Below are 21,885 nucleotides of genomic sequence, written 5' to 3'. Positions count from 1 at the left end.
TCATTCATTGACGCAGACAATCAGGCGGATGGAGCTTGTCTGTCCCTCCTCCGATGTCACAGTATACGTTACTTCATAGACACCTTCCTTTCCGGTGTCAACCGGATTCTCTATGGAAAGTTTTTCTTCCCCAAGGATCTTGTCTTCCGCGGAAACCGCGTGAAGTTCATCGTCCTCTCCTTTTTCATACGTCATCTGATCCACATTCACCTGCTCCAGATAATCCTTCGGTTCGAACGCCTGCTGCAGTTCCAGATGGATCAGATACTCGCTTAAGGTAATCTGCGGCTTTCCGCTCTCCTCCGCCGGGTCGTAGAGTTCCACCGTCACCGGAAGACTCGTCACATCACCGGCACGGTTGGCAGCAGAATACGTTACCTGATACAGCCCGGGCGTGCTGCTGATCTCATCCTGATACGAGAGCCGGATGCGGTCCGTAATCGTTCCGTCCAGACAGTCCTCTGCGGAAATTCCTTCCGTCAGGTCATCTGCATTCACACTGAACCGGAGCGGCCCATCCAGGGAAAAGACCGGCGATGTATAGTCGTTATAGACCATTTCCCGTTCCGCGTGGGTGACATTGTTGTCCGAATCAAAGGCAACGATGCTGATTTTCCGCCGCCCTTTTTCGATAAAGTTGGAAATATGTTCTACCGCAAGCGAATCCGTCACATCGCCGTCCTTCGCATCGTACGCCGTCACGCCTGACAGAAGCTCCGCCTCATCCGCGTGGATACTGACCGAAATTTCACTGTTATCCATTGAAATCTCTGGCCCTTTCCCGTCTTTTCCAGTTCGCTGCCGCATCAGGCACCCGCCAAACGCGAGCGATGAGGCAAGAAATAAAATCAGAACAGCCGCTCTCATTTTGTGCATATCCTTTTGATGTCTCCTTTCGTTTTTCAGACAAACCAGCGTCTTTTCCGCCTTCGTTCCGGAGACGGCTCATACAGAACCGGCCGGTTCTCCAGAATTCTCCTTGGATTTACCTTCAGCAGAAGCTCCGCATACGATTCGCCGTACCACTCCGACAGAAATTCCCGGATCGGTCTCATGTCCGGTGTCCGGTAATTTGCGCGGTGGGCATCGCTTGCCGCACAGCCTGCCAGACGGTTTTCCAGCAGATACTGTGCTGTCCGCTCTGCTTCTTTTCCAAATCTTCCAAATACGCTTCCTTTGTTCATCTGCAGAACTGCGCCCATTTCCCGGAACTCATACAGAAGCTCCGGCGAATCCTGCACGCAGAAATACCGCTCCGGATGTGCCAGCACCGGGATCTTTCCCATGGCCGGAAATTCCATCAGCCGCCTTCTGATCCCGTCCGGTGCCATGTCAAACGGCACCTCGATCAGATAATAGCGGCTTTCATGAAGCGGTATCAGCTTTCTCTCTTTGATTTTTTCGTTAAGCGGCCCGATGCTCATAATTTCCATGCCGCGCACCAGACTGATGGGGATGTGTTCCTTCCGGATTTCCTGTTCCAGACGGTAAAACAGCTCCAAAAGCTGCTCCGAATCGTAATTGACATACCCATCCTCCACGCCCTCGATTCCCGTCTGGTTTGCATGCGGTGTCACAGCAAGGATACGCACTCCGCTCTTTGCCGCAATTTCCGCCATCTCAAGGGATGTGGACAGATTCGGGGAACCGTCGTCAACCCCCGGCAGAATATGTATATGAAGGTCCGTCATGCTTCTTTTCTCCTTCGTACTGATATTCCGGCACCATTCTCTTTACCCTCTCGCAGATGTCCGGACATTCGTTTTCCGCCGCCCGCTCGAGTTCTTTCATCTGTTTTCGGAATACCGTCTCATCAAAAGCAATCTGCCGGCCGATAAAAATGCGGGTGTTTTCTGTCGTCTGCATCCCCTCCTCATTCATCAGCAGCTCCTCATACAGCTTTTCGCCCGGCCGCAGGCCAATGTACTTGATCTCGATTTCCACTCCCGGCTCATACCCGGAAAGGCGGATCATGTTTTTCGCAAGGTCCGCAATTCGGACAGGATCTCCCATGTTCAGGACAAAAATCTGGCCGTTTTTCGCATACGCGCCCGCCTCGAGCACCAGACTGACCGCCTCCGGAATCGTCATAAAATAACGGATGATGTCCGGATGCGTCACCGTCACCGGCCCGCCGTGCTCAATCTGGCGGCGGAACAGCGGAATGACGCTGCCGTTGCTGCCAAGTACATTTCCAAAGCGCACCGCCGCAAACTCCGTGGTGCTGTGTTTTCCAATCATCTGGATCACCATCTCGCAGAGCCGTTTGCTCGCTCCCATGATGTTCGTCGGATTGACCGCCTTGTCTGTCGAAATCAGAATAAATTTTTTTACGTGATACCGGCTTGCCGTGCGCGCCGTCTTTAAGGTTCCGATCACGTTATTTTTGATCGCCTCGTTCGGACTGTCCTCCATCAGGGGCACATGCTTGTGCGCCGCTGCGTGAAAGACGATATCCGGCCGGTAACGGGAAAACATCGACTGCAGCCGCCGTTCATCCCGCACCGAACCGATCAGCACCGTCATGTGAAGCCTCGGGAACTCCCATTCCAGCGATTTCTGGATCTGGTATGCATTGTTTTCATAAATATCAAAAATGATCAGATGACCGACACCGTGGCCAGCTAACTGTCGGCAGATCTCGCTGCCGATGGAGCCTCCTCCTCCCGTCACAAGAACTGCTTTCCCCTGGACATAATCGAGAATCGCATCGAGATCGACGCGGACCGGATCCCTAGGCAGCAAATCCTCAATTTTAATTTTTTTTCTGATCTTTTTTTCTTCCTTCATAGCTCCCGCTCTCATTCTATTCGACATCTTCTCCCGTTTTCAGGCATCCTGCTCCCGCAGACAGTCTTCGAGCAGATACAAAAGCTCCAGCGCCGAACGGAAACCGGCTTTCTGCTTTCCGCAGATCAGAAATCCCTGCAGACTGCAGTGCTGGCGGAACTGAATCTGAATGCTGACCATCCGCTCGGTTCCGGCCGGAAGCGTGGTCTCCTGCCGGTTTTTCATATCCTCCGTAAATTCCCATTCGTCTTTTTCTTCTTCCCGCAGGCTTCGCATACAGCTTCCCGCATCCGGCATACCGAGCAAATCATAAATCCGGTTCATCCGAAGCAGCATTTCCCCGTATCCCGCAAACGGAACATCGTAATGCAGAAGCGGCAGGCGGATCACACCTTTGGAATGGCTTCCGTTCAGCTCCTGAAAACATAAGAATAATGCTGCATCTGCTGTTGTATGCACCTTTTCTCTGATTTCTTCCATTTCTTTTTTCATAATCTTCTCCATCTGCCCTTTGTATTTCTTTTTATAGTAATGTTATATGTAATATTTATTTTTGGAATATTATACCAAATCTATCTCACATCGTCAATCTGCTTATGCCTCCTTTTCTTTCGATTTTCACTTTCTTTTCTGTGTTTTTTCTACATGGAGTTTACTTTTTTGATCTTTTTCGAGTTCTGGTGTCGCGGTGCGTCACTGTTCGTCGAATGATTTTATCAGAAGTGAGGCCTTTCGGCTTGAATGAAATCCTATGGATGTGCTAAACTACAGTTTGTAATCATATGATCGTTCCTGTAATGATTTCATAGTTACAGTATCATGTTTTCCTGCGCCGGACAACCGCTTCGACGTGAACGGCTGCACATCGACGCAAACGGTAAGTAATTCAGGAGGTGGTAATTTTGTACTCAGAGTTGTTTTTTCCATTGAATTCCAACGATCCGGTTCTTCTCGAAATTCCGGTCATCATCACACAGGGCGCCTCAGAACGAATCCGGTTTCCGCTGGATGATCTCATCTATGTGGAGGCCTGTCAGCACCGGCTGATTCTGCATACCGTTCAGGGTGACTTTTCAACCCGGTGCACATTTGCCGGCCTGACGGTATGTCTTGCCTCAACCGGCCGTTTTTTCCGCAACGGAAAAGGTCTGCTGATCAATTTCTCCCACGTTGCGCTCGTGCAGGCAACCGGCGAGGTTCTGCTGAAAAACGGACAGACCGTCTTCTGCAGCCGCAGACGGAAGCGTGAAACCCGCGAAGCCTTCCTCGCTTATGCCAGAACACTGTCCCGCCGCTTATAATATGATTTTGATTTTCTATGTCCTGCAGCCTTTGCTCCACCGATACAAAGAACAGCAGCCGCTGGTTCTGTTTTCGAACCAACGGCTGCTGTCCTGTTTCTGTTTATTTTTCAGTTTTTCCCTGCCGCTTCCATCCGAGCCGCAAACTGCGCATAGAAATCGGTCTTTGTGTCATACGGAAGCAGATAAAACAGCTTCAGAATTCCCATGCTGATCTGCTGCCGCAGCGCGTCATCCTCTGTCCGGCGCGCCTCGTTCTGTTTTTCTTTCAGATAATAATGCCATTCGTTCGTAAACGCTTCATACTTTCCGAGCTCCGGCGTGTCGAGCCAGCGGCGGACTTTGACTTTTGTCTTATTCTCCTTTGGACATTCGCTGACCTGAAGAAAATAGGAAAACGTTCCGTTCTCATACAGCCGTCCCAGCGGAAACATCCGGCAGAAGCCCGGCCGCGCATCGTGAATGCTGCACCGGCCCTCATCATTTAAGAAACTGCACTGGTCTGACTGCTCCGTCATTTTCAGATGCGGCAGAATCACACCGTCCACTACGCGGAGTGAAATATATCCCGCCGTCAGAATCTCCTCCATCGTTTTGCCGAGTTTTCTCTCGAGCCGGTAAAGATCCATCGGGTCGAGCACAATCGAGTCGCCCATCCCGCGGCAGCAGGCGGAGCATCCGCGGCAGTCGTCGCAGCCCACTTTTACCATGTCATTCGCTCCATATCGTTTTCCATCTGAAATCTTGTCTATATCTACGTTCCGTTCCATACTTTCTTCCTGTCTGTTCTTTATTTTTTATACTCAAAATCCGGAATCTGATGCCATCTCTCCCGGAAATAATGTGCCTCCAGTTTCGGCTTGCGGTCGCGGGTGAAGATTCCCTTCTTGTTGCCCTGCACGCGCAGGAGACTCTGGCTCGTCGCAAAGTCCCAGATGCCCGAAAGGTCACTGACAAACCGGGACGATGTCATACTTGGATATAACATACTTTTGTTTCCTCCTTCTCCATTTTTCTTGTATATCCCCCTGCTTTTCCTGCCGGTTTACGTTCCGGCGCGCTCTGCCCCCACGACATGCAGCACCTGGTCCTTTACCTGGAATTTGATTTCCATTCCCGCAAAGGAAAGCCCGTAAATGCGCTCTTCACTGTTCTGATACGATGGGCGCGGGTCCTGCTCCAGCACTTTTTTCAGTGCCTCCCGGCGGTCCGCCGGAATTTTTTTCAGCAGCTCATCCGGAATTTCAACGGGAATGAAGTATTCCTTCGTTTTTTCCGTAAAGCTGCCAAGTGCCTCCGCATGGCTGTCCACATGCGGCAGATACGGTTTGATGTCCAGAATCGGCGTACCGTCCATCAGATCTGCCCCCGACAGATGAAGCACCGGCCCGAGTGCCGGATGCTGCTCCACACGCTCCAGCTTTACCGAAGAAAGCCCGATCGGATTGGGCCGGAACGGAGAGCGCGTTGCAAATACACCGACCCGCTTGTTTCCGCCAAGCCGCGGCGGCCGCACCATCGGTGACCAGGTGTCGCGCACAGCCTCGGAAAACTCCCAGATCAGCCAGAGATGGGAATATTCCTCGATGCCGCGCAGCGCATTCGCATCGCGGAACTCCGGTTCAAAGACGATCGTACTCTTTAATTCTTCAATCAACCCGCTCTGCCGCGGAATCCCGAACTTTTCCGGGAAATCCGTGTGGATCCGGGCAATCACTTTCACTGCAATTTCTTCTGCCAAAACGGTTTTCTCCTTTATCCTTACCAGACTCTGAATAGGTTTATTCTAACATTTTGCCGGAAAAAAGTCCACCTGCCAGCCGGCGGTTGGCGGAAAAGTGTCAGAAAAGGACGGATTTCTCATAATTTGCAAATCCGTTTTTCTATCCTATGACCGCAAAAAAAGAACAGGAACCGTTTTGCTGTTCCGATTCCTGTTCTCTCCTTTTTTATGCTCCAAGTTCCCGCATGCCTTTCAGCAGTCCTTCAATCTGTTCTGCTATTTCTTTTACTTTCGCTTCCAGTCCCAGCAGTTCCTGGCGGTACATCTGATTTTTCTCTGTCGTATCAAAAGTATGTACCGTCTGAACCAGAAACGCTCCCGCCTTCGGCTGAAGTTCATCCGGCAGGTGCGTTTCCTTTAAGCGGATCCGAAAGCTTTCCAGATCATTCCCTGCAGCCCTTAAATACTGATTCATGTGGATCCCTGTGTGGCGCATCATCGCTCTGCCCTCGCCGCGTACCTTTGCGTACGTTCTCTGGCTTTTGGCTGCGTACAGTGTCATCTGTACATACATCAGACTGGTCAGTGCCTTTTCTCCGGTCATTGCTGTTTCGTATAATTCTTTTTTCACTCTCTCGCTGCTCATACATTCCTCTTTCCGCCACTTTTGTTCCGCTGGCAACGGTTTGGATTGCTCCGGCAGTTCATGTTGTCTTTGGTATTCAGGAGTATAAAAAAAGACTCCTATCATGACGACTGCCACAATAAAAGTCTTGCGTTCTCATTTGATACGGACGTCTCTCGACATCGGCTGACGATTTCAAACCCACTCGGGATGCGTTTTTGTTTCCCGCGGCGTTTCGCTACTCCCTTTTACTTGTTGATGTGTATATTAGCACACTTCCTGTCGAATTGCAAGTATATTTTTTACATTTTGTCCCTCATTTCATGCAACTTACGTTTTTTCATTTGTGTTTCTTCCTATATAAATGCACCGCCGGAAAGCATACCGCTCCGGCTGCCAGCACGAGAAAAACGATATCTGCATACATCTTCACATATCCCGCCGCCTGCTCCCACGCCACACCGACCGCAGCACCGGTTCCGACGAGAAGAATGTTCCACACCGTGCTTCCGATGATTGTAAACAGCAGAAATTTCGGCATCTCCATCCGTGCCATCCCGGCGGGGACGGAAATGAGGCTTCGGATGATGGGAATGCACCGGCCGAACAGAACGGCCCGCTGGCCTTTCTTCTGAAACCATGTAATCGTTTTCCAGGCATCCTCCGCGTGAAATCCGAGAAGCTTCATCGGGCGGCTGTCGAGCAGTTCACTAAGGCTCTCCGGGCTGACAAGCGTTCCCGCTCCATAGAGAACCAGCGCCCCGAGAAGCGATCCTGCCGTGGATGACAGCACAACGCCCGCCGGATGCAGACGGGTGCATGTCGTCAGAAAACCGCCGAACGTCAGAATCACCTCGGAGGGGATCGGCGGAAAGACATTTTCCACGGCAATCAGAATCAGGACGCCGACATATCCAAAGCGGTTGACCATATCCAGGATTACGTTCTGCAAGCTTTCTCCGTTCCAGCAGCTCCGCACCGTTTTGAGACCTGCGGCGTTTTCCCGTCTCTGCTCCGCGTCACGGAATCGCTGCTTTTTCCTTCTTCCCCTGCATTCTATGCACCGCTGCCCCTCTGCATGACCCCTTTTTCCGCCAAAACTTTCCTCTGTTTACGATTCCGTCAGATTTTCTTTGTTTTGTTTTCATCTTCTCTTCAGAAAAGCTTTATCTCATGTACACATTCTGGTCACAATTTTTCCGTATACTAATCTCATCAACAACGAAGGAAACAAACACAAACCTCTATTGTTTTTATATAAATTTTAACCAGGAGACAGCAAAGCACCCTTGGAAGCATGTCTCCAATGCCAACCTTTCTAATAGATAGATTTCTTTTTCATACCGCCGGGGCCCTAACAAGTCCCGGCCTCTCTCCTTTTTAGGAGATTTTTTTATTTTCAGCTCTTTTTTTCCTTAATTTTCTAAAGTTCCCACGATAATTTTTTCTTGCACGAGACTTTTCCGTATAGTAAAATGAAAACAGTTGTTTTTAACAGACACCATGGATAAAAAGGGAGAAAAATACCATGAAGATTGGATTTGACAATGAGAAGTACCTGAAAATGCAGTCTGAGCATATCCGCGACCGCATCAACCAGTTTGACAACAAGCTGTATCTGGAATTCGGCGGAAAGCTGTTCGATGATTTCCACGCATCCCGCGTTCTTCCGGGCTTTGCACCGGATGCCAAACTGCGCATGCTGATGCAGCTCTCCGACCAGGCTGAGATCGTAATGGCGATTTCCGCAGCAGATATTGAAAAAAATAAAATCCGCGGCGACCTCGGCATCACCTATGACAGCGACGTGCTCCGCCTGATTGATGAGTTCCGCGGACGCGGCCTCTATGTCGGCAGTGTTGTCATCACGCAGTATTCCGGACAGCACAGTGCAGACGCTTTCAAGAAGAGACTGCAGAAGCTCGGCATCCCGGTTTACATTCACTACACGATTCCGGGCTACCCACATAATGTGCCGCTGATCGTGAGCGATGAGGGATACGGAAAGAACGAGTACATCGAGACAACCCGTCCGCTCGTTGTCGTTACCGCACCGGGACCGGGAAGCGGAAAGATGGCAACCTGCCTTTCCCAGCTTTACCATGAGCACAAACGCGGTGTAAACGCCGGCTATGCAAAATATGAGACCTTCCCGATCTGGAATCTGCCGCTGAAGCACCCGGTCAACCTGGCTTACGAGGCTGCTACCGCCGATCTGAACGATGTCAACATGATCGACCCGTTCCACCTCGAGGCATACGGCGTGACAACCGTCAACTACAACCGTGATGTCGAGATTTTCCCGGTTCTGCGTGCGATCTTCCAGCAGATCTTCGGCGAGAGCCCGTACAAATCCCCGACTGACATGGGCGTCAACATGGCCGGAAACTGTATCATTGATGATGAGGCATGCCGTGAGGCTTCCCGTCAGGAGATCATCCGCCGCTACTACACTGCTGTGGACGGTATCGCAGACGGCTCCCGCTCCGAGACTGAGGCTTACAAAATCGAGCTTCTGATGAAACAGGAAAACATCGTTGCCGCAGACCGTACCACCGTTTCCCCGGCTCTTGTCCGTGCCGAGGCGACCGGCGCACCGGCCGCTGCCATGGAACTGCCGGACGGACGCGTCATCACCGGAAAGACCGGCGATCTGCTCGGATCGAGCGCGGCGCTTCTGCTGAATGCATTAAAAGAGCTCTCCGGCATCGACCATGACGTACATGTTCTCTCACCGGAATCCATCGCTCCGATCCAGACCCTGAAAACCAAGTACCTCGGAAGCAAGAACCCGCGTCTTCATACCGATGAGGTTCTGATCGCGCTGTCCGCTACTGCTGCACAGAGCGAGGATGCACAGAAAGCGCTGTCCTGCCTGCCGCAGTTAAAGGGCTGCCAGGTACACTCCAGCGTTATGCTCTCTGACGTGGACCGCAAAATGTTCCAGCGTCTGGGATGCGATCTGACCTGTGAGCCGAAATTTCAGTAAATAATTTTTCGTATATTAAACAAAAAAGTCCAGGGCATACGGTACTTTCCGTATCTGCCTGGACTTTTTCTATTTCCGGCTTCTGTTTATAAATTTTCTTTTCCGAATCCCATCGGCAGCAGCTCCTCGAGCGTCATCTCTTTCCAGGAACCGTCGCCCTTGCAGAGAAGAACGAGAAACTCGTTCGGATCAACGAATTCCCGCAGGACCTGGCGGCAGACACCGCACGGTGTGCAGAAATCCTCCGGCTCTGCCTCTCCCGGACCGCCGCAGACGGCGATCGCGTCAAATTCCGTTATGCCCTCGGATACGGCTTTGAAGACCGCGGTGCGCTCCGCGCAGTTTGTCGGTGTATACGCCGCATTTTCAATGTTGCATCCGGTATAAATCGCTCCATTCTTTGCCAGAACCGCCGCGCCTACGCGGAATTTCGAATACGGCACATACGCAAATTTCCGCGCTGCCAGAGCCTGTTTTACCAGCTCCTGTTTTATTTCTGTACTGATTTCCTGTTTCATATCCAGCATCCCCTTTCCAGTATCCCCTTATTTTTTCTTTCTTATTTCTGATCTTCCCGGATCAGAATCCGCAGTGCCTCGATGGCTACCTGAATCGCACCTTCCGTATCGTGCGTAATGTGGTTCTCCATGCCGCGTTTCACTCTCTCCTGATTTCCCATCACAAGAAAATCCGATCCGGCACGGACGCCGCGGGCACTTGCCACGATAAAAAGTGCCGCCGATTCCATCTCTGACGCTTTGCATCCAAGCTTCATCCATGCATCCCATTTTTTCAGCAGCTCATCGCCGACCGGCATCTGCTCCGGGTCGTGCTGGCCGTAGAAGGAATCCTTGCACTGTACCACGCCCGCATGCCATTTTTTCCCAAGATTCTTTGCCGCCTGCACCAGCGCATTCGTCACGGTAAGGTCTGCGACTGCCGGGAACTCGATCGGTGCGTATTCCTTTGACGTTCCCTCCGCACGGATCGCTCCCGTTGCCACCACGATATCGCCGCCCTCTACATCGAGTGCCATACCGCCGCATGTTCCGACGCGGATAAACGTATCGGCGCCGCACTGGATCAGCTCTTCCATCGCGATGGAAGCCGACGGACCGCCAATGCCGGTAGATGTAACGGAAACCTTTACACCGTCCAAAGTACCCGTATAAGTCACAAATTCCCGGCTGTCTGCAACGAGCACCGGGTTCTCAAAGTAAGCTGCAATTTTTTTACACCGTTTGGGATCTCCCGGCAGAATCACGTACCGTCCCACATCGCCTTTTCGGATCTGCAGATGATACTGCAGCCCTTCTTCTCCTGAATAATTCTGCATATGCAAAAACCTCCTTAAAATAATATAGTTAATTACATCTAATCATAGACAAATGTGTTTAGCTCGCATTCTCAAACCAATAGATTTTTGAATAGTTCCATAGTAATTTGCACTTTCTCGCATTAACTTTTTTACAATGTTTTGTTTGGCTTTGAAAATTAATCGCTTTTTGGTCCGGGTATAGTGCTGTTACATATCCTCTGTGAGTTTCACCATTTTTGAATGTATATTCAACCAAATCCCTATGATGAATTCCTAAAACATGGTCGGTTTTAGCTTTGCTTTGTCTGCGCATAGGTTTTATTGCCCATTCTTTTATATCACAGGTATCAGGCTGCAAGTCCGTAATGCAGACAGCATCATTGGTGTGTGATTTCTCAATATTCCAGTCAATGCGTTTGTTGGCTGTATCCCCACCACTCGTCAGATATAATACTCCCAAACCTGACAATTGTTTTCTAAGCCACATCTTACCAATCATTACATGTTGTGCATAATTCAGGTTTTTATTGTCAGACGATTTTAACAGGGAAAAATATCGATCCATATATAATTCTTCCTGGCCTTCGGTTTTCTGATGGCAGCTTTCACATAATGTAATCAGATTGTCTAACGTATTAGAACCATTTCGTCTTCTTGGCTTAATATGGTGAACCTCTAATCTACAATTAGATTTTCCGCATTCCATACACTTACCGCCATCTCTTAGAATCGTTGCTTTACGGATATTTTCGTCCAGTCTGTTGGATTTTTGATATTGCCAGCTATAAGACTTATACCCATCTGTTAATACCCGGATATCAATAGAAACATCTTCCAGCCAATAATTTGTTATATTTATCCATTTATTAAGCCGATTAATAACTCTTATGGTAGCTTGCCGTTTCTGTAAAATACTTGGAGCAATTCGTCCTTTTCTTTTAGAAGATTTACGATTGTCGAATCTCGCCTGCCGATATCTTTTGTGATAACGATGGTAACGTCTATAGTTTCGCCTAACTTCCATAAGATGTTTTACATCATTGCGTTGCTCAATGGTTCCTTTGAAAACAACTTTATTTTTACTTTTACATTTCTGAACCAGAGCAATCCCTACATGAAGTCCGCCATCATCTATTCCACAACGAATCTCATCTTTACAGATTTCATTTTCTTGAATTTTTTTCTTCAATTGTATTACCATTGGATATTTGCTGACCAATGCTGCTCGTTTCTTACGGATAAGAAACCATGCTTTTGGTTCTTTTGTCGGTGCTAATTGTTTCCCATTAGCATCTAATACAAAAGAATAACTTGTCATTTCTGACACCTTCCTTTCGGAGAATTGCTCTTCGTGCCAAAGTCAAGTAGAGGATATGTGTTTCCCTGTTATCAATGCAGGACATTAGCATTGTTTCCTGGTTTGTACTCACAGAGCTTCAGACTGAAGATTACATCTAAAGGTGTGTCTTTACCTTACTACTTAACATAGTTCCTATCTGCAACATGTCTTTCGACAGTAGCAGTCACTTAGGCTTGAGACCTATTGTTAAGCTATAGATAAGAGATTTCATATGTCCACTCTTATTTACATTTATATACATATTTCTATGTTTTTAGTTACTTAACAATTAGTCCTTCGTATTTTCGTATTCTCATAGTTCTATTTTACCACAGGCCGCACCGCAAATACAAGGCTTGACACCATTTCACCGCCCCTTTCATTACGGATATAATCACGTTCCGCAGTTGCCTTTTCCCATTCGGGATGCTACAATAGGCACAGAAACCAGAGTTCTTACTTTCATTTTTACGAGGAGGGATTATTTTATGAGTTCCTATGTCATCAGCTGCTGCTCTACGGCAGACCTTACCGAAGAACATTTCTCCAAACGGGAAATCTCCTACATCTGTTTCCATTACAAATTAAATGACACCGAGTACGCGGACGATCTCGGCAAGTCCATGCCGTTCGATCAGTTCTATGCCGCCATGGCCGCCGGCGCTTCCACGAAAACATCCCAGGTGAATGCCGATGAATTTGAAGCCTATTTTGAAACATTCCTGCAGGACGGCAAAGACATTCTCCACGTCTGCCTCTCCTCCGGCATTTCCGGTGTACTGAATTCCGCGATGATCGCCAAAGCCGACCTTGAAGAGCGCTACCCGGAACGGAAAATCCTCATCGTGGATTCCCTCGGCGCTTCCTCCGGCTATGGTCTTCTGATGGACCGCCTTGCCGATCTGCGCGATGAAGGAAAACCGCTGGAAGAGGTTTACGATTTTGCGATGAAAAACCGTCTCAAAGTCCATCACTGGTTCTTCTCCACGGACCTCACCTTCTACGTGCGCGGCGGCCGCATCTCCAAAGCCTCCGGCGCAATCGGCGGCCTCCTCGGCATCTGCCCGCTGCTCAACATGGACAACGAAGGACGGCTGATTCCGCGGTTCAAAATCCGTACGAAGAAAAAAGTCATCAAAAAAATCGTCGACCAGATGGAAGAAAACGCCGAGGGCGGCCTCTCCTACTCCGGCAAATGCTACATTTCCCAGTCCGCCTGCTACGACGATGCGCGGGCCGTTGCGGATCTTATCGAGGAACGCTTTCCCAATCTGAACGGAAAAGTCGAGATCAACAACATCGGAACCACCATCGGCAGCCACACAGGGCCGGGAACCGTGGCATTGTTTTTCTGGGGGAAAGAACGGGTGGATTAACTCTCCTGCACTTCCATCTATAGCAAGACCCGAAAATAATGCAAAAAAGGCAGTGCTGCAGAGCGCGAATTGCAAGGAACAGATTTGAAGGCGTACCGGGGTACGACGAAAATCTGTGACGCAGTAATTCACGCTCTGCGGTGCTGAATTTTTTGCATTATTTTCGGGTCTTGCTATAAAAACAGGGAAGAAAAAAGCTCTGTCCATTTGGGCAGAGCCTTCTTGTTTTCCTTCTATTCTTCTATCTTCCCTCTCCAACATTTCCGCACCAGTGCAAACACCAGATACCCGATGGCTGCTCCAAGCGTATTCGTCACAACATCATCTAACTGGCAGAAACCGCGCTCTGTTAAAAGCTGCACAGTTTCCAACATCATGCTCGTGGCAAATGCCGCATACACACAGTACCACCATCTCCGAAGAAACGGCACCGCCGCCGGCAGTAATGCACCGAACGGCAGAAACAGCAGAATATTTTCCACAAAATACCGGTCCGGCAGACACTGGTTTCCCCAGGTTTCAAACAGCTTCAAATCCACACCGGTTCTCGAACCCGGTTCTCTCGAAAGCAGTGTAATCGAAATCAGCATGGCAAAATAGACGGCTACCAGAAACCACGCCAGAAGCTGCCCGCCGTGCAGCGCACGGTACTGCTCCAGCCGTTTCCGTTTCTTCTGGATCTGCTGATTTTTCCACGCCGCCGCAACCGTCACAAAGCCGACACCGACTGCAACCGCATGCGGCAGATACCGGAATGTATCAAAAATATCCTGTTCAATCGTTGTCAGATAAAGAGGAATTGCCATTTACATCACCTTCCATATTTTCGCGGCTGATCGGAAACACCCGCGAGATAATCGAGACTGCAGTCATACAGCTTTGCCAGCGTAATCAGACAGTCCAACGGAATCTCACGGATGCCTTTTTCATACCGGTTGTAGGTGTCCGGGTGACTGAAAATCTTCCGCGCCGCCTGTGTCATCGAGTAACCGCGTTCCAGACGGAGCTCTTTCAGCCGGATCAACATTTTCTCCCGCTCCGGCGTTTCTTCTATTTTTCTGTGCATTACTTTCCTTCTTTTTCCTGCTCCGTCTCCGCCGCCGCTTTTTCTGCCTCCGGCACATACCCCGGATTGTCGTCGTATCCTTCCAGGAAATTGTGGCGGATGCCGTGCTGCTTGTAGCCGACCACGGTGTCAATGTTGACATTTTCGACACTGCGGAAAATATTGCTCTCCACGAACGGATTCACCTTTTTCAGGTTTTTGATCAGTTCCTTGATCTCCACGCGTTTCGAACGATTCTCCTCGTTATTGCAGGTCGTGCAGGTATCGGTAAACTTGCAGGCACACTGGATGAAATGCAGACCGTTATAATCTCTCCACGCCTTGATATCATCCTCGCGCACCAGATACAGCGGGCGGATCAGCTCCATGCCCTCGAAGTGGATGCTGTGAAGCTTCGGCATCATCGTCTGCACCTGCGCACCGTAGAGCATTCCCATGAGGATCGTCTCGATGACATCATCGTAATGATGGCCGAGTGCAATCTTGTTGCAGCCGAGCTGCTGTGCAAAATGATACAGATGGCCGCGGCGCATTCTCGCGCAGAGGTAACACGGCGAATTTTCGACATGGTAAACCGAATCGAAAATATCGGTCTCGAAAATCGTGATCGGAATATGGAGGCTCTTTGCGTTATCCTCGATCACCTTGCGGTTCTCCGGGCTGTATCCCGGGTCCATGACAACGAATTTTACTTCGAAATCAAATTTATTGTGAAGCTTTAACTCCTGAAAGCATTTCGCCATCAACATCGAATCTTTTCCGCCGGAAATACAGACAGCGATTTTATCGCCCGGTTTTACCAGCTCGTATGTGTTGATCGCTTTCGTAAATTTGGACCAGATCGACTTTTTGAATTTTTTGCGGAGACTCTTCTCCACGTCTGCCGCCTTGTCCTGCTCCTCCGGCGCGCTCATCACATCCATCAGCCAGGCGATGTAACCGCCCTCCAGGCTCACAGCGTCCCAGCCTTTTTCCTGTAATTCTTCCGCCGCTGCGACACTGAACCGGCCGCGGCTGCAGCAGATAATCGTCTTTTTGCTCCGGTCAATCGCATCACTTGTCTCGATTTCTTCTGTCTTCATCACAAGCGCTCCCGGAATCGCGCCGTGGGAGATCTCTACCGCATCGCGGATATCGACGATCTGATAGCTTGACGGATCGAGCTCTTTTAGTTCTTTTATTGAAATACTGGTACTCATGTAATTTTTCCTTTTCTAATTTAAAATGCCTTACTTTTCTTCATTCTTTCATTGTATCGTTTTTTCTGTGACTGTCAAGAAAAAACGCGCAAAAACGGGGAGTCTCTGAACATTCGTTTCAAATCCTCCCCCACTTTTTTATTTTTTCCGGATATCCGCCATCGTCTTCAGCAGAAGTTCTTTCTTCCAGAAGACCAGCCCTGCACTTGCGAGCAGAATCGCGTAACGCAGGATTCTGTACGGGAAAATAAGATTGCAGATGATGCTTGCTCCAATCAGAAAAACGGAGCACGCCACAAGAAATCCTGGACTCATCAGATTTTCCTGGATTCCTTCGTTCACCAGAATCCGTTTGCTCACAATATAATGGCCGACCGAATACAGCATATAGCATGCCAGCGTCGTGTAACCGGCCGCGATGTAACCGAACAGGCGGATAAAAATAAAGTTCAGCACCACATTCGCTCCAGCCGCCGCCATGGATGCAGCCATCAGAAACTGTGTTTTTTCATAATAAAACTGCGGCATCGAGAGAATATTATAAATGAAGATAAAAAATACACTCGCTGCCACCGGCGGAATGACGTATACCGCCTCACGGTACTTCGGTGATCCGAAAATCAGCACCAGCTCCGGGCTGATCAGCATCAGCGCCACGGCTATACCGACCACTACAACACTAAGAAGCTGCAGCACCTTCCGCATTGAACGGATGTCGCCCTTTTTGATCTTGCTGTACATCCACGGTGTCAATGCACTGTTCATACCACTGATGAAAAGCTGCACCAGCATACCAATGCTGTACGCCAGCCCGTACAGCGCAACCTCCGTCTTTCCGACCATCTTGTCGATCATGATGCGGTCGCCCTGATTCAGGATAATACCGGACAGATAATGCGGCACAATCGGAATTCCGATCCGCAGTGCGTAGCCCCAGTATTCCTTCGAAAAGAACTCTTTTCCTTTGCAGAACTGGAACACAATAATCGGCACGCAGATACAGATCTGCACTCCGACGATACCCAGGATCCTCATCATGGCCGTACCGCCATTCATGCGGATCAGCACCAAGCTCGCAATCGGGTTCATCAGCGCCTGCAGAATCGTCACACAGACCAGAATCCGGTACCGATACTCAAACCGCTGCCGCCCCGACCAGTAAGAAAGCGCCGGACTCAGCAGCGCTTCCAAAAACATCAGCAAAATCATGGATTTCGGCAGATTTAAAATCTTCTCCCAGAAACCCGATGTAAAACAATACAATGCAAAAACCGCACCCGTAATCACAAGCGTCAGTCCCTGCATTGCAGATGTATATTCATCCCGCTGCTTCTCGTACTTTGCCATCGCATTGTCATAAACACCATTAAATAAATACAGCGATGTCATAATCGTCAAAATCTGCAGCCAGGACAGATAAACCGTATAGGTTCCGTACTCCTCGGTGCTCATCAGACGCGTGAAAATCGGAACTGTGATGAACGAAATGCCCTTCTGTAAGAAACTGCAGATCGTAAACCAAAGCGCCGCCTTCGCCTGGACGGAGAGAGAACGGTATTTTGAGGTAATGTTCATGTAAAATAGAACTCCTTGCTGTTGGTTATTTGCGTGTTTTATGTTAACACAAAATGGGGGGGACTGCAAGAGGAACATCCATTAAAATCCCCCATGGTTGAACGCTTCCATTCAACCATGGGGGATTCTCACTGCTTTATGTGTTTCGATTCCCAAATGTCATAGGTATCCCTTCTTATTTTTAAATCTTTAATGGATACCCATTCATTTCCAGCCAGCATCGCTTCTTTCACACGATTCTCCAGAACCGTATACAATTCATACTCCGTTCCGCTGAACTCATCGCCTTCATCGGCCCCGTATGTATCAATCCCGGACTCATCCTGCTGTGGTTCCATGGGTTTAATATCGCCCGTCGGCAATGTAACATCCTCATTTTCGTCCGCAAACGCCTTTTGCGGCATCACAAAAATGGATGCCGCAAGCAGAAACAAAAATGCTGTCAGTTTAACGATTCTCTTTTTTCTCCTCTCCATGCGCTTTTCCTCCCTGCAATTCTTCTAAATACAGTTTTGCATCTTTTAAGAAGCTGACCGCAATCATCACGATCACAATGCCAATCGGAAATGCCGCTACAATACTGACGGACTGCAGACTGTTCATGGAACTCTCTGCAAAAAGAAGCGCAATCGGAAGCAGGATCAGCAGAATACACCACATCAGCTGGATTCCTTTTGCCGGCTCTTCGCCGTCTTCCAGTTTCCGGTAGCTGTAGCACGATGCCGTCAATGCGATCGAGTCGAACGATGTTGCATAAAATGCAACCATCGCAACTAATACAACAACCATAATCAGCGGTGCACATGGCATGGTTTTGATCATCGACACGATCAGATGATATAAATCTCCGCTTTCATTATACTGCGAAATGAAATCAATTGCACCTGAAATCTGCTTTCCCATCGAATAATTTCCAAGAATAATAAAGCTGACAAGCGTGGAACCCACACCAAAACCGTATCCGCCGAGAATCGTCTGGCGCACCGTTCTTCCGCGTGAGATACTTCCAATGAAGAATGGCGCTGCCACGCACCATACCATCCAGTATGCCCAGTAATAAATGGTCCAGTTCTGTGGGAAGTTTGTCGTACGCATCGGGTCCGTATACGTTGATAAACCGATAAAGTTCTGAATCATTTTTCCAAGAGAAGAAAATCCAGTTTCAATAATATACCGCGTCTCTCCCCCAAACAGCAGGACGAAGGCAAGGAGTCCGAAAAACAGATAAATGCACACCTTGGCCAGAATGCTGATTCCTTTGAATCCATGCAGAAGAGAATAGGTATAAACACAGCAGGTGATCAGAAGAATGATAATATTAATCACAGTTCTGCTGACTTCCATATGGAACAGCTCGCCGATGATTTCCGCCATCAGAGGAGTTGCCACACTAAAAGTGGTAGCAGTTCCGGCCAGCAGTGCAAAGACAGCCAGAAGGTCAATCAGACGGCCGCCAATTCCATCTGTCTGTTTTCCCAGAATCGGACGGCACGCCTCGCTGTATTTCTGACGGTTTCGTTTTCTTACATGAAGCATAAAGCCAAACGCAACAGCCAGTACCAGATAGAATCCCCACGGGATAAAGCTCCAGTGAAACAGTGGAAATACGCCTGCCCAGTCCTGAATGCTGCCAAGTTCTGCGATGTGAGGATCTGTTGCGTACAAAATCCACTCAGAGAACGAATAAAACAGAATATCTGCTGCCAGACCGCAGGTAAACATCATACAGCCCCATGCAAAAAAGGAATATTTTGGCTTCTCATCCGGCTTTCCAAGCACAATATTTCCGTATTTGGAGCCTGCCAGAAACAGAGACAGAAAGAAAATGCCAAGTCCGATGACCAGGTAATACGTTCCAAAGGTGTCTCCAAACAGAAATCGAATCTGGCCAAGTACCTGATTCGACTGCTCCGGTGCAAAGAAAAATACGATACATAGAGCAACGATCAGCGCCAGAGGCACCAGCGTGATCATCCAGTCGATTTCTTTTTTCTTCTGTTGGTTCTTACTGTTCATTTTCTTCCCTTTCTGCGTAATCCGCATACGATGCATCGAGTGCAACAAGCTCGCTGAAATTGTCTACTTCTATGATATCCTCTGCCTTCATTGGCCGGATGCCAAGCTGATACTCTTTCGGGTAGCAGAACATTGCCACATCGTCCCAGTAAATCTGACGGTTTTTCTTTACTTCAAACTCCTGCTCCAGATGGCCTTTTAACCGCTTTCCATCTTCTGCTGTCCATCGGGAAATGCTGTAGAGCTGCCAGCCGCCCTTTCCGCCGGTTCTGCTGCAGCCTGTCACAATGCCGTTTTCCACAGTCTGCAGCCACTCGTCGGTCTCATCATCGGTCCACACGCTGTTGTAACCGGATCGCTCAAACTCCGGAGACAGAATTTCCGAGTGATAGATGATCTGGTCGCCGTCGAGAATAATGGCATTTTCCAGATGTTCCCGCGCCACATACAGCGATGCAATGTTATTGCAGGTATCGTACCACGGATTGTCGATCAGTTTCAGGCCCGGGTACTCCCCTTCCAGTGTCTGGAACTGTTCCTTGAGGTAACCGACTACCACGTAAATTTCTGTGATTCCGTTTTTGTGCAGTCCATCGATGACGGTATCAATCATCCGCACACCGTTTACCCGGACCAGCGGTTTTGGTGTTTTTAACGTTACCGGCTTCATCCGGTTTCCAAGGCCTGCCGCCATAATAATGGCACGCTCTACTTTGTACATGTTTCTTTTCCTTCCTCTCCCAGTTCCTGCTGGACTATTTTGTAATAATCTTTTGCATAGCGGTACTGCCGCAGGGAATACTCTCCGAATTCTACGCCTAATTTCCGTTTATACTCGCACCAGTTGCTCCAGAGCAGACCGCAGACCGCGATGTAGCAGTAGATTTTTATGCGTGTTCTGTCGTCACAGTTTCCTTCAAAATAAAGATCAATCAGATGATCCACCTGCTCTTTTTTGTAGAGAGAATAGATACAGAACATTGCGATATCCACATGCGGATCCTGCATTCCGGCGTATTCCCAGTCGATCAGGCGGATCTCCTCTTTTCCGTTTTCTTCCACAAACAGAAAATTGTCCGGCACAGCATCAATGTGAGTGAGCACCCACTCTCCGGCATTTGCTTCGATGTAATCCTTTAACTGAAGCACATGCGCTTTCGTCTTTTCGTAATCTTTATATGCTGACGGAGTTCCTTCCCAGAGGCTTTCATAGTATTCCATCTGTCCGAACAGGTCGAAGGAATGGTCTACTCTTAATTTCTGCCCGTGAAACTCCCGCAGTTTCTTCATGCATTTCTGAAGATCTTCTTCCTTTTCTGCATCGCAGACCCTCGCACCGTCGAGATATTCTGTGATTTTATAGCCGTTCTCCGGGTTAATATAGGCAATCTCATCACAGATCCTGCGGCCGGCGATCGTCTGATATACAGCGGCTTCCTGCCTGCGGTTGATCAACTGATCGGTTCCCTCTCCCGGAATTCGCATAATGTATTTTTTATCTTTACAGGAGAATAAAAATGATCGGTTTGTCATTCCTTTTTTCAGAACTGTAATGTTTGTCACTTCGTTCTGCTGTGCTCCAAGTGCTTCACAGATTACCTGAATCGCATCCGTCTGCAGCTGGCTGGAATCGCTGTCAATCTCACGCAGCTGCTCATAGGTATTGATTTCTACGGCATCGGCAGCATGTACAACACGGGCCGTCACAATCATTCTGTCTTTCCGGTATAAGGTTTCCTCCCAGAACGCTCCGTCGTATCGGGAATCTCTTCCCAGTTCTTCCAGACGCTCCCGCACGATCTCCGCTTCTGTTTCCAGCAGATAACAGATGCCGATCATCGCGTTTCCGCCTGCCTGTTCTTTCTGTACGACCAGCTCCTGCTTCCGGTTTACGCGGACGGTACTGTCATCATCCACCAGATCGCTGACCATGTACCAGGAATATAATTCGTTTCTGCTGTATGGATTCTTTTCACACCAGATATCACAGGGAATGATGTAGCTGTTTGATAAATGGGCTGCCGCCGTTTTCAGGGAATGCAGATTGTTTTTCGACACATAGTCCGGAGCGACGATCAATTCTACGCCGTATTCATCGATCAGATATTCATACTGCTCTTTCATAAATCCGACAACGACGTAAATCTCTGTAATGCCGACTTCATGAAGCTGACGGATTGTGCGCTCTATCAGCCGCTCTCCCTTGATTTCCAGAAGTCCTTTCGGTGTCTCTGTATTAATCGGAACCATCCGCATACCAAATCCGGCGGCAAGGATAATGGCGTTTTTCGGCGCTTTCTCTTTTGCCTCACGCAGTGTCTTTTCCGTCGGACGGATCTCTTCATCCAGGTAACCTTCTGAAATCAGCTCCTTAATCGAACGATTGACGATTCCAAGCGAATGGCCGGTCTGTGCGGCAAGGATACGCTGATTGATGAAGGGTTCTTTTATCAGGTTGTTCAATATATCTTGTTTTGAGTTGTTCATATACTTCCTTCTTTCATTTTTCATGAACTTTTGTTTTCGATTATACCATAACTTTATGACTTTTTCAATCCCCTGTGTGTT

General features: G+C 48.8%; 21 protein-coding genes and 2 pseudogenes. 3 read left to right on the top strand and 20 right to left on the bottom strand.

Features of this window, described 5'->3' with window-relative positions; translation table 11 throughout:
- The 4 genes and pseudogenes from I2G42_RS08335 to I2G42_RS08320 form a co-directional block, all read right to left on the bottom strand.
- Window positions 1-876 carry an immunoglobulin-like domain-containing protein gene (locus I2G42_RS08335; protein WP_195530948.1) on the bottom strand — a complete coding sequence of 292 codons (876 nt, stop codon included), beginning with the start codon at window positions 874-876 and terminating at the stop codon, window positions 1-3.
- Window positions 877-902: 26 nt separating this feature from the next.
- Window positions 903-1,691 (bottom strand): tyrosine-protein phosphatase, encoded by a 789-nt coding sequence (locus I2G42_RS08330; RefSeq protein ID WP_055220446.1) that lies wholly within the window; start codon window positions 1,689-1,691, stop codon window positions 903-905.
- Window positions 1,654-2,766, bottom strand: a pseudogene (locus tag I2G42_RS08325) (UDP-N-acetylglucosamine 4,6-dehydratase family protein); the annotation flags it as partial. The pseudogene I2G42_RS08325 and the gene I2G42_RS08330, both read right to left, overlap by 38 nt.
- A 63-nt stretch (window positions 2,767-2,829) precedes the next feature.
- On the bottom strand, window positions 2,830-3,282 hold the full coding sequence (locus tag I2G42_RS08320; RefSeq protein WP_156327574.1) for a hypothetical protein: 453 nt from the start codon (window positions 3,280-3,282) through the stop codon (window positions 2,830-2,832).
- Between the two features lie 410 nt (window positions 3,283-3,692).
- Between I2G42_RS08320 and I2G42_RS08315 the strand changes: the two genes are divergently transcribed.
- Window positions 3,693-4,091, top strand: coding sequence for a LytTR family DNA-binding domain-containing protein (locus I2G42_RS08315; RefSeq protein WP_167622837.1), 399 nt, complete (start codon window positions 3,693-3,695; stop codon window positions 4,089-4,091).
- A gap of 110 nt (window positions 4,092-4,201) precedes the next feature.
- Here I2G42_RS08315 and I2G42_RS08310 read toward each other — a convergent pair whose 3' ends face one another.
- The 5 genes and pseudogenes from I2G42_RS08310 to I2G42_RS08290 all read right to left on the bottom strand — a co-directional run bounded on the left by I2G42_RS08310 (window position 4,202) and on the right by I2G42_RS08290 (window position 7,391).
- Window positions 4,202-4,861: a YkgJ family cysteine cluster protein gene (locus I2G42_RS08310; protein WP_055220439.1), complete on the bottom strand. Its 660-nt coding sequence runs from the start codon at window positions 4,859-4,861 to the stop codon at window positions 4,202-4,204.
- Between the two features lie 20 nt (window positions 4,862-4,881).
- Window positions 4,882-5,022 (bottom strand): annotated as a pseudogene (locus tag I2G42_RS08305) (glycoside hydrolase family 2 TIM barrel-domain containing protein); the annotation flags it as partial.
- 114 nt (window positions 5,023-5,136) lie between these two features.
- On the bottom strand, window positions 5,137-5,832 hold the full coding sequence (gene tsaA, locus I2G42_RS08300) for a tRNA (N6-threonylcarbamoyladenosine(37)-N6)-methyltransferase TrmO (RefSeq protein WP_055227914.1): 696 nt from the start codon (window positions 5,830-5,832) through the stop codon (window positions 5,137-5,139).
- A gap of 208 nt (window positions 5,833-6,040) precedes the next feature.
- Window positions 6,041-6,460: a hypothetical protein gene (locus I2G42_RS08295; RefSeq protein WP_055227913.1), complete on the bottom strand. Its 420-nt coding sequence runs from the start codon at window positions 6,458-6,460 to the stop codon at window positions 6,041-6,043.
- A gap of 319 nt (window positions 6,461-6,779) precedes the next feature.
- Window positions 6,780-7,391: a DedA family protein gene (locus I2G42_RS08290; protein ID WP_055228008.1), complete on the bottom strand. Its 612-nt coding sequence runs from the start codon at window positions 7,389-7,391 to the stop codon at window positions 6,780-6,782.
- A gap of 576 nt (window positions 7,392-7,967) precedes the next feature.
- Here I2G42_RS08290 and I2G42_RS08285 point away from each other — a divergent pair.
- The gene (locus tag I2G42_RS08285; RefSeq protein ID WP_117802108.1) at window positions 7,968-9,428 is read left to right on the top strand and encodes a DUF1846 domain-containing protein; all 1,461 of its coding nucleotides are present in this window, start codon (window positions 7,968-7,970) and stop codon (window positions 9,426-9,428) included.
- Between the two features lie 86 nt (window positions 9,429-9,514).
- On the opposite strand, the gene I2G42_RS08280 is transcribed toward I2G42_RS08285, so the two are convergent.
- The 3 genes from I2G42_RS08280 to iscB are packed head-to-tail and all read right to left on the bottom strand — an operon-like array spanning window position 9,515 to window position 12,064.
- Window positions 9,515-9,946 (bottom strand): cytidine deaminase, encoded by a 432-nt coding sequence (locus tag I2G42_RS08280; RefSeq protein ID WP_117760908.1) that lies wholly within the window; start codon window positions 9,944-9,946, stop codon window positions 9,515-9,517.
- 41 nt (window positions 9,947-9,987) lie between these two features.
- The gene (gene udp, locus I2G42_RS08275) at window positions 9,988-10,764 is read right to left on the bottom strand and encodes a uridine phosphorylase (RefSeq protein ID WP_055220432.1); all 777 of its coding nucleotides are present in this window, start codon (window positions 10,762-10,764) and stop codon (window positions 9,988-9,990) included.
- 58 nt (window positions 10,765-10,822) lie between these two features.
- Window positions 10,823-12,064, bottom strand: a complete 1,242-nt coding sequence (iscB, locus tag I2G42_RS08270) for an RNA-guided endonuclease IscB (protein ID WP_082424652.1) — start codon at window positions 12,062-12,064, stop codon at window positions 10,823-10,825.
- Window positions 12,065-12,573: 509 nt separating this feature from the next.
- On the opposite strand from iscB, the gene I2G42_RS08265 reads away from it, so the two are divergent.
- Window positions 12,574-13,461, top strand: coding sequence for a DegV family protein (locus tag I2G42_RS08265; protein ID WP_117802033.1), 888 nt, complete (start codon window positions 12,574-12,576; stop codon window positions 13,459-13,461).
- A gap of 233 nt (window positions 13,462-13,694) precedes the next feature.
- Here I2G42_RS08265 and I2G42_RS08260 read toward each other — a convergent pair whose 3' ends face one another.
- From I2G42_RS08260 to I2G42_RS08225, 8 genes are all read right to left on the bottom strand, one after another.
- Window positions 13,695-14,267 carry a VanZ family protein gene (locus tag I2G42_RS08260; RefSeq protein WP_118659305.1) on the bottom strand — a complete coding sequence of 191 codons (573 nt, stop codon included), beginning with the start codon at window positions 14,265-14,267 and terminating at the stop codon, window positions 13,695-13,697.
- Between the two features lie 5 nt (window positions 14,268-14,272).
- Window positions 14,273-14,527: a helix-turn-helix domain-containing protein gene (locus I2G42_RS08255; RefSeq protein WP_022462342.1), complete on the bottom strand. Its 255-nt coding sequence runs from the start codon at window positions 14,525-14,527 to the stop codon at window positions 14,273-14,275.
- A complete protein-coding gene (locus I2G42_RS08250) occupies window positions 14,527-15,726 on the bottom strand; it encodes a PP-loop family protein (protein ID WP_117760621.1) in 1,200 nt (399 codons plus the stop codon). Before I2G42_RS08250 ends, I2G42_RS08255 begins: the two co-directional genes overlap by 1 nt.
- Window positions 15,727-15,864: 138 nt before the next feature.
- Complete coding sequence (locus tag I2G42_RS08245; RefSeq protein ID WP_173827156.1) at window positions 15,865-17,301, bottom strand: lipopolysaccharide biosynthesis protein; 1,437 nt, start codon at window positions 17,299-17,301, stop codon at window positions 15,865-15,867.
- A gap of 128 nt (window positions 17,302-17,429) precedes the next feature.
- A complete protein-coding gene (locus tag I2G42_RS08240) occupies window positions 17,430-17,777 on the bottom strand; it encodes a hypothetical protein (RefSeq protein WP_055227906.1) in 348 nt (115 codons plus the stop codon).
- A complete protein-coding gene (locus tag I2G42_RS08235; RefSeq protein ID WP_195530947.1) occupies window positions 17,749-19,317 on the bottom strand; it encodes a BCCT family transporter in 1,569 nt (522 codons plus the stop codon). The genes I2G42_RS08240 and I2G42_RS08235 overlap by 29 nt, the downstream gene beginning before the upstream one ends.
- Window positions 19,307-20,038 carry an NTP transferase domain-containing protein gene (locus tag I2G42_RS08230; protein WP_055220417.1) on the bottom strand — a complete coding sequence of 244 codons (732 nt, stop codon included), beginning with the start codon at window positions 20,036-20,038 and terminating at the stop codon, window positions 19,307-19,309. Before I2G42_RS08230 ends, I2G42_RS08235 begins: the two co-directional genes overlap by 11 nt.
- A complete protein-coding gene (locus I2G42_RS08225) occupies window positions 20,026-21,804 on the bottom strand; it encodes a phosphotransferase (RefSeq protein WP_195530946.1) in 1,779 nt (592 codons plus the stop codon). The genes I2G42_RS08230 and I2G42_RS08225 overlap by 13 nt, the downstream gene beginning before the upstream one ends.
- Window positions 21,805-21,885 lie beyond the last annotated feature (81 nt).

This window comes from Fusicatenibacter saccharivorans (assembly GCF_015557635.1).
GTDB lineage: Bacteria > Bacillota > Clostridia > Lachnospirales > Lachnospiraceae > Fusicatenibacter > Fusicatenibacter saccharivorans.
Note: the sequence above shows the minus strand (reverse complement) of the source record. Positions and strands in the feature narration are given on the sequence as shown.